Below are 7,846 nucleotides of genomic sequence, written 5' to 3' on the forward strand. Positions count from 1 at the left end.
CACCGGCGCGGCAGGAGCCGCGGAGAGGCCCGGCCATTCCGTGCTCCGGACGACGCCGGGCACCATGAGCGGGCCGGCCGGCGGTGCGACCAGGGCCCAGCCGACGAATCTGCCGCGCAGCGCTGAACAGGCCGTCGTCGTCGACGCGGGCGACGGCGTGGTCGACCGGCTCAACAACGTCGGTGTGCCGCTGGAGAAAGTTCAGACGGCCGTGGTCGGCCACGTGCACATCGACCACACCGCCGGGCTTCAGGGCAGCGTCTGCCGGCGCCTGCGGACGCTGGTCGGCACACCGCTGACGATCTACGGACCGCCCGGCACCGAACACAGGAAGTCACCGAAGGCTCCACGTTCGACGCCGGTCCGGTGAAAGCCACCGCAGCCGGCAACTCCCACTACTCCTTCGACCAACCCGATTGACCAACCCGATCGGTACTCCGACAGGTACTCCGATCGGTCCCTGGTCGGACCGACAACGACACCGGACGGAAGAATCAAGTGACCTACCTCGAGTACACCGACCATCCCGAAATCTTCAGCGAGCACGCCTACTCCGAACACATCGTCGATCTCGGCGAGGTCCGGATGAACTACGCGGTCGCGGGCGAGCCGGAGAACCCCGCCCTCCTGCTGATCCCCGGCCAGAGCGAATCGTGGTGGGGCTACGAGGAGGCAATGCGACTGCTCGCCGACCGCTACCACGTCTACGCCGTCGACCTGCGGGGACAGGGCCGTTCCACCTGGACACCCGGCCGCTACACCCTGGACCTCTTCGGCGGTGACCTGGTCCGGTTCATCGACCGGGTCATCGGCCGCCCGGTGGTCGTCAGCGGCCTGTCCTCCGGTGGTGTGCTCTCCGCCTGGCTCTCCGCCTACGCCGCGCCCGAGCAGATCCGCGCCGCCGTCTTCGAGGACCCGCCACTGTTCGCCTCGGAGACCAACCCGGCCGTCGGCCAGTCCATCCGCCAGGGCATCGCCGGTCCGATGTTCCGGCTCTGGGCCAAATGGCTCGGCCCGCAGTGGTCGGTCGGCGACGAGGACGGCATGAAGGCGGCCCTGGGCCGCGAGATCCCCGCCTGGGCGGTCGCGGCGCTGCAAGCCGCAGGCGCCGGCGCAGGCGGCGAGCTGCCGATGGGTGCGACGACGAATCTGCGTGAGTACGACCCCGAGTGGGGCGACGCCTTCTGGTCCGGTCGCGTCGGGGCCAGCTGTGATCACGAGGCGATGCTGACTCAGGTGAAGGTGCCGGTTCTGTTCACTCACCACTTCCACCAGATCGACCCGGCCACCGGCAACCTGATCGGTGCCCTCTCCGAACAGCAGGCACATCATGTCCAGCGGCTGGTCGAAGGCGCCGGGAACTCGTTCACCTACCGCGCTTTCCCGGCCATGCCGCACTCCATGCACGGCGCGGACCCGGCCACCTACGTCGCCACCGTCACCGACTGGCTGGACAGTCTCGATGCGCGGCCGACGTCGGCGGTGTGAACCGAGCGGCTGTATGACGCCCGGTTGCCCGTTGTGGTCGGTGAACCGGGCGTGGCGGTCGAGAAAGGCCAGCTGTCGTCGGATCGCCTTGAACCAAGGAATATTTCGAAAATTTATCAGTATAGCGAAAAGTCCACTATATTTCTAAAATCGTACTAAGGTGCGGGAGTATGATCACCCAAGCTGTCACTCGGAGCAACGCCGTTTTCGACCGGATCCGCGCCGACATCCTCGCCGGGCAGCTCGCGCCCGGCTCGAAACTCAAGCTCGCCGTCCTGGGCTCACGCTACGAGGCAAGCTTCTCGGTCATCCGCGAGGCACTGAGTCGCCTGGCTGAACAGAAACTGGTCGTCGCGCACCCGCAGCGTGGATTCAGCGTCGTCACCCTCAGCCCGGAAGATCTCACCGACCTGACCCGAACTCGCATAGACATCGAGACGCTCGCCGCCCGGCGCTCGGTCGAGGACGGCGACCTGGCCTGGGAGACCTCGCTGGTCGCCGCCCACCATGTGCTTGCCCAGACCCCGGCGATCACCGCTACCGGTGCTATCAACCAGGAGTGGATCAGCGCGCACCGGAATTTCCACCACGCCCTGATCGTCGGCTGTGGAAGCCCACGTCTGAGCGGCATCGCCTCCGCACTGCGCGACGCCGCCGAGCTCTATCGGGCCTGGTCGCACTCACTCGCACACGACGAGGACCGTGATGTCGCCGGTGAGCACAGTCGGCTGACCTCTCTGGCCATCGCCCGCGACGCCGACGGGCTGGCCGCCGCATTGACGGCACACATCCAGAACACCACCGACGTCCTGCTGCGGTACGCAACCTGTGCCGAAATGGGTGAGTCCTAGTGCCGCGACAGGCGAGGAACCGCCCGTGGACAAGCCGTACACCCACTGAGGATGAGGAGAAAAGTAGCGATGACGTGTATTTCGAAAGCTCTTGTGATCGGGGGCGGCATTGCCGGTCTGTCGACGGCGATCTCGCTGGCCAAAGCAGGTGTGCAGTGCGAGGTGGTCGAAACCGTTGACGGTGCCGACGGTGCCTCCCTCGGGATCATGGGCCGCGCGGCCGAGGCGCTGGGTGAACTGGGCGTCTACGACAAGATGTACGACATGAGCACTCCATTCGGCGACAGCACGACGGCGGGCTCCCAACGGGATGTGGAGGGCCGCCTGCTCAGTCCTGGACCGCAGCGGCCGCAGTGGCCGGGAGCGCGGGACGGTCTCGGGGTGTTTCGGCCCGTTCTCATCGAGACGTTGACAGACGCGGCCCGGGATCTGGGCGTCGAGATCCGGATCGGCGTGACCGCGCAGCAGATTGACAATGGCGAGGACTCGGTCTCGGTCAGGTTCACTGACGGTGGCACTGGGCAGTACGACCTCCTGGTCGGCGCCGACGGCATAGGCTCGGCAACCCGGTCCGTACTGTTCCCGGAGGCCCCTCGGCCGGCGTACTCCGGGCAGATCAGCATCCGCTGGATGGCGCCGGGGCCGGCCATCGCAGATGAGGGGTGGTACCACGGCCCAGTCGGCCGGTTCGGTTTCTACTACCTTCCGCAGGGAATGGTCTACGTTCCGGCCGTCCTGGACATGCCCGAGCGCCGGCACCTCACCGACCAGGACGTGCGGGAGATGTTCACGGAACTGCTCGACTCCTATAGGGCTCCTGCGGCGAGGGAACTGCGCGCGCGGCTCACCGCGGACGCCGACCTGATCGGACGGCCCTTCGAGTGGATCCTGCTGCCTTCACCCTGGTATCGAGGGCGGGCGGTGCTGGTCGGCGACGCGGCGCACGCGACGACCGCGCACATGGGCATGGGAGGGGGCATGGCGCTGGAGGACGCTGTGGTGCTCGGCCAGTGTGTATCGGAGGCAGCCAGCCTGCCCGATGCCCTGGAATCCTTCATGGAGCGCCGTTTCGAGCGGGTCCGGACCGTCGTCGAGACGAGTCTGGCCCTGTCTCGACTGGAGTTGGAGAACGCCCCTGTGTCGGCCAACGCTGAGCTCTTGACCACGGCGTTCAAGACCTTGGCCGAGCCGTACTAGTGCTGTAAGGCCTAGTGCTGTAAGGCCTGCTGCGCGGTCGGAGACCACGTCGGCGGCGACTCCCGCGGTGAGATGCGAAGCCAAGGGCCGACCCCGGCCGTCGGCTGCGGGATGAACCTGCGGGATGAACCTTTGTGGTGGCCCGCAGCGGGGTCGGCCGACGGGGTGGTCCGGCCGGGGTGCGAATTGTGTTGACCGTGACTGCGTGCTCGTGAATGCGCACGATCGGGGACGCAGTGAGACTGCCCCGCCGAGTCCGTGTCCTGGGCCGGCAGGACCCGAGAACCCGGCGCGCTCATGTGCCAGGGAAAGCCGTGGTCGGCCCCCTTGACCGGGGGGGCCCGCTGGGCACCCGCTGGGCACCATGGCCCGGGAGCCGGAGTGCTTGTCGCCCGTCGCGACCACAGCAGTCGGCCGGGCTATGTGGTGCGAGGAATTTCTGCCTCGTGACGGGTCTGGGTGTGGATGGCGGCGCGGATCTGGCGGCCCTTGGCCGGAGGCTTCTGGCCGCCAGCGACCGGCCGGGGCTTGGTGTTTACGACTGCTTGGCTGTGTCTGACAGTTGTGGAGAGCTAATGAATTATCCCAACGCGAGCCACTCCGGAAAAAAGACTGAGGCCCACGTGAATGCACCTTCACGTCGCGTCCGAATGCACTACATTTTTTTCGGCCTGGTAATCGGCGTCATATGTTCAGTCAGTGGTGGCATCCCAGTGTCTCTACTGGCTGTCAAAATGGTCGTAATCTTCGCTCTCATACCACTGGTGAATGTGCTGCGGACGCGACTTCTGCTTCGGCGGGGTGTTCCGGCTGGAAGTCAGATCTCGCTTGTCCGGCTCGTTTCGGCCAAAACGGCAGTGATCGTCTCGGCACTGCTTGTCGGACGTCTCCTAGAGGGTCACATTCCTGCTTCTGACTACGTGGTCGGGGTCACGGCGGCTGTGGTCGTGGCCGCCGTGGGGCCACGACTGGACCGGAGGCTCTACAGCCCGCGAGTCCCACCAGCGGCAAAGACCAGTGCATAGGGCGCTCTCTTCTGCAGGAGCCTTGCTCTTGCTCTGGCTGCCCTCGATTTCCTTCCGGACAAGGACGCTGCTGAGTAAGCGTTGACCCCTGATCAGAGGAGTAACCCATGTCTTCCGAGCGCAAGCTCTCACGGCGAACCTTCGGAGGCGCTGTCGGAGCCGGGGCCGCCGCAGCCGTGGTCGGCCTGCCCGAAGCCGAAGCCCACGCCGTGTCTGCCGCATCGGCCACCGCCGCGGAGCAACCGTTCCGGGCGGCGGCGGATCGGGACTCTCCCCGGCCGAACGTTCTCTTCATCTTTGGCGATGATCTCGGATGGGCCGACCTCTCGTGCTACGGAGCGCAGGACATCGCCACACCCAACCTTGACCGGTTGGCTGGGCAAGGCGTGCGGTTCACCGATGGCTACGCCGGGTCGTCGACCTGTTCTCCCACCCGGATAAGCCTCTACACCGGCCGATACCCGGGGCGGGTGGAGGCTGGGCTGCATGAGCCCATCCAGTCGGATGTCGGCCTCGACCCCACGCACCCCACGCTCGCTTCTCTCCTGCGTGACGCCGGCTATACGACCGCGATGTTCGGAAAGTGGCACTGCGGTTCCCTGCCCGACTACGCTCCCACGAAGTCGGGCTGGCAGGAGTTCTTCGGGAACTTCACCGGAGGCCTTGAATACTATTCGAAGCTCGTCCCCGGCGGCGTCTACGACCTGTACGAGGGGGAAACCCCCTACAAGGATCTGCGCTACTACACGCGGATCCTCACGGAACGGGCCAGTGATTTCGTCGAGCGCGACCACCAGCAGCCATGGCTGCTGAACCTCAACTACACAACGCCGCACTGGCCCTGGATCGCTGAGGGCGATATCGAAGAGGCTGCCCGGATCGAAAAGCTGCTGTGTGAACTCCCGCCTGAGCAAGGAGTGCTCGCCCTTGTGCATTTTGACGGGGGGTCACTCGATACCTACCGGCGGATGGTTGAAAGCATGGACGAGTCCATCGGTAAGGTTCTGGAAGCACTCGAACGGTCTGGTCAGGCAAGGGACACTCTCGTCGTTTTCTCCAGCGACAACGGGGGTGAGCGCTTCTCTCAGAGTTGGCCACTGCAGGGTGGCAAGGGTTCGTTGCAGGAGGGTGGGGTGAGGGTGCCGAACATCCTGCGGTGGCCCGCCCGGATAGACAGTCAGCAAGTGAGTCATCTGCCGATTTTCACCCCGGACTGGACCGCCACGCTGCTCGACATCGCCGGAACACGCCCCGACCCGGCCACCCCACTGGACGGGGTGAGCCTGTCCGGATATCTGCTTCGCGGCGAAGACGCCCCGCAGCGGGATCTGTTCTGGCGGCTGAAGAACGAGCGAGCACTACGCCGTGGGAAGTGGAAGTACCACCGTGCGGCCAATGCAAAGATCGAAATGAACAACGACAAGGATCTGCTGTTCGACCTGGAGCAGGACCCGGGCGAATGCGCCGACAAGTCGACGCACGAACCTGATCTGCTGATCCAGCTCAAGGAGTCATGGGAGAAGACGAACACTGATCTTCTTCCCTACCCGTCCTAAGGATTGTCCCGTAAAGATCTACGAGTTGGTGTGGGTGTGGCTCTCGCGGCCGCTGACGGCACCTCTAGCCGGTGAGGTTGAGGTTGTGCAGCCGGGCGATGCCGAGCATGGCGTGGTGGACGCCGTCGCCTTTGAGGCGGCAGTCTCGGAGGATTTTCCAGGTCTTCATGCGGGCGAAGACGTGCTCGACTCTGGCGCGGACTCGTTTGTGTGAGCGGTTGTGCTCCTGCTTCCATTGGGGCAACTCCTCGCCCGCGGTGCGGCGGTGGGGCATGAGGAGTCCGGTGCCCGGATAGCCGCCGTCGGCCATCGTTAGCGATTTACCGACGGCGGCCTTCGCACCGGATTCCTCCCAAGCCTTGCAGTCGTTGCGGTTGCCCGGCAGGGGCTCGCCGACCACGACGACCAGGCGAGTGTCTGCGTCGATGACGACCTGATGGTTGGTGGAGTAGCGGTAGTTCTTGGACTGCTCGCTGATGCTGTGGTCACGAGTGGGGACCAGGGTGCCGTCCACGATCAGCACGGTGCCCTTCGCGAACCGGCGCCGGGGCCGGAGCGCGAGAAGCGGCCCGAGCTGATCGATGATCCGGTCGGCGGCCGACTTCGAGACGCCGAACAGCGGGGCGAGCTGGCGCATCGTCAAGTTCGTCCGCCAGTAAGCGGTGACCAGCAACACTCGGTCCTCCAGCGGCAAGCCCCACGGTCGGCCCCGCCGTGCGGCGTCCGCACCCTCACGTCGCAGCGCGGTCACCAGCTTCCCGAAACGGCAAGGGCTCAGCCCGGTGAACGGGGCTATCCAGGACGGCTCCGACGCCGTGATCACACCAGTCACACGAAGATCATCTCGCTCGTGGCCGGCGCCTACGAGACAACCCAAGAGTGCGGAGGCTCACCTCGCCGTTGCGGTTCGAATCCCCAAGCTGACCAGCACAACTCCCGCCAGACGAGTCATCCCACGCCGGAACCGAGGCGTGTCGATTGCTGTGCGCGCGGCGGCAACCACTGACGTCCAGAACAGCAGCCAGACAAGGACGACAACCACATGCGCGACCGCAAGCGTCGCGATCTGCAGTGCAATGGGACGGCTGGACGTGAGGAACTGCGGAACGAGGGTGAGATAGACCGACGCCGCCTTCGGATTGAGGATGTTGGACCACAGACCTTGCCCGAAGCCTCCAAGCTCAGCCCACGGCAAGCTCCGTCGCACCCGTCTCGGTGCTTCGATGCCCCGACGTGCTGAGCGCCACGTGGTCACGCCCAACCAGATGAGATAGATCCCGCCCAGAATCTTCACCACCGTCAACGCCTGCGCCGACGACATGACAAGGGCCGACAAGCCAACTGCGGCGAACGCCGCATGCACCAGGAGCCCGCACGCCGAGCCGAACGTGACGAGCACGCCATCAGACCGCGAACCCGCGATCACCTGCTGCGTGACAAGGGTGAAGCTGGTGCCGGGAATCAACGTGAGAGGTGTGACTGCGGCCACGAAGCCGAGTACCTGATGCCACTGCACACAACGAGCATAGGCAACGGGAGCACCCTCAACCACCCCTTCCCCGGCGGCTCTTCCAGCCTGGGCGGAGACCGCGGCGTCTACTTCGACTCGAAGATCATTACGGGACAAGCCTTAGCTTGATCTTTAACCTGGGGTCTCGAACGGCGTGTCGTACTTGATCACTCGCGTTGGTAACTGCCGTACGTGCAAGCGGCCTTCGGCTGACCATGT

At 65.3% G+C, this 7,846-nt stretch carries 7 protein-coding genes; 5 read left to right on the forward strand and 2 right to left on the reverse strand.

Going from position 1 to position 7,846, the window contains the following annotated elements; translation table 11 throughout:
- Positions 1-64: 64 nt before the first annotated feature.
- The 5 genes from ACZ5VQ_RS47320 (at position 65) to ACZ5VQ_RS47340 (ending at position 6,117) form a co-directional block, all read left to right on the forward strand.
- Entirely contained in the window at positions 65-370 is a 306-nt protein-coding gene (locus tag ACZ5VQ_RS47320; protein WP_469110438.1) for a hypothetical protein, read from the forward strand.
- Between the two features lie 128 nt (positions 371-498).
- Positions 499-1,488: an alpha/beta hydrolase gene (locus tag ACZ5VQ_RS47325; RefSeq protein WP_469110439.1), complete on the forward strand. Its 990-nt coding sequence runs from the start codon at positions 499-501 to the stop codon at positions 1,486-1,488.
- Positions 1,489-1,658: 170 nt separating this feature from the next.
- A complete protein-coding gene (locus ACZ5VQ_RS47330; protein ID WP_469110440.1) occupies positions 1,659-2,339 on the forward strand; it encodes a GntR family transcriptional regulator in 681 nt (226 codons plus the stop codon).
- Positions 2,340-2,408: 69 nt separating this feature from the next.
- Complete coding sequence (locus tag ACZ5VQ_RS47335) at positions 2,409-3,536, forward strand: FAD-dependent monooxygenase (protein WP_469110441.1); 1,128 nt, start codon at positions 2,409-2,411, stop codon at positions 3,534-3,536.
- 1,132 nt (positions 3,537-4,668) lie between these two features.
- Entirely contained in the window at positions 4,669-6,117 is a 1,449-nt protein-coding gene (locus tag ACZ5VQ_RS47340; RefSeq protein WP_469110442.1) for a sulfatase family protein, read from the forward strand.
- A gap of 64 nt (positions 6,118-6,181) precedes the next feature.
- On the opposite strand, the gene ACZ5VQ_RS47345 is transcribed toward ACZ5VQ_RS47340, so the two are convergent.
- Positions 6,182-6,949, reverse strand: a complete 768-nt coding sequence (locus tag ACZ5VQ_RS47345) for a transposase (RefSeq protein ID WP_469110443.1) — start codon at positions 6,947-6,949, stop codon at positions 6,182-6,184.
- 57 nt (positions 6,950-7,006) lie between these two features.
- Positions 7,007-7,633, reverse strand: a complete 627-nt coding sequence (locus ACZ5VQ_RS47350; RefSeq protein WP_469110444.1) for a LysE family translocator — start codon at positions 7,631-7,633, stop codon at positions 7,007-7,009.
- Positions 7,634-7,846 lie beyond the last annotated feature (213 nt).

It is taken from the genome of Streptomyces sp. NPDC033178 (assembly GCF_055577685.1).

Coding starts and splice junctions, on each gene's coding strand:
- ACZ5VQ_RS47320 (WP_469110438.1), top strand. CDS start 65: ATGAGCGGGCCGGCCGGCGGTGCGACCAGGGCCCAGCCGACGAATCTG.
- ACZ5VQ_RS47330 (WP_469110440.1), top strand. CDS start 1,659: ATGATCACCCAAGCTGTCACTCGGAGCAACGCCGTTTTCGACCGGATC.
- ACZ5VQ_RS47335 (WP_469110441.1), top strand. CDS start 2,409: ATGACGTGTATTTCGAAAGCTCTTGTGATCGGGGGCGGCATTGCCGGT.
- ACZ5VQ_RS47340 (WP_469110442.1), top strand. CDS start 4,669: ATGTCTTCCGAGCGCAAGCTCTCACGGCGAACCTTCGGAGGCGCTGTC.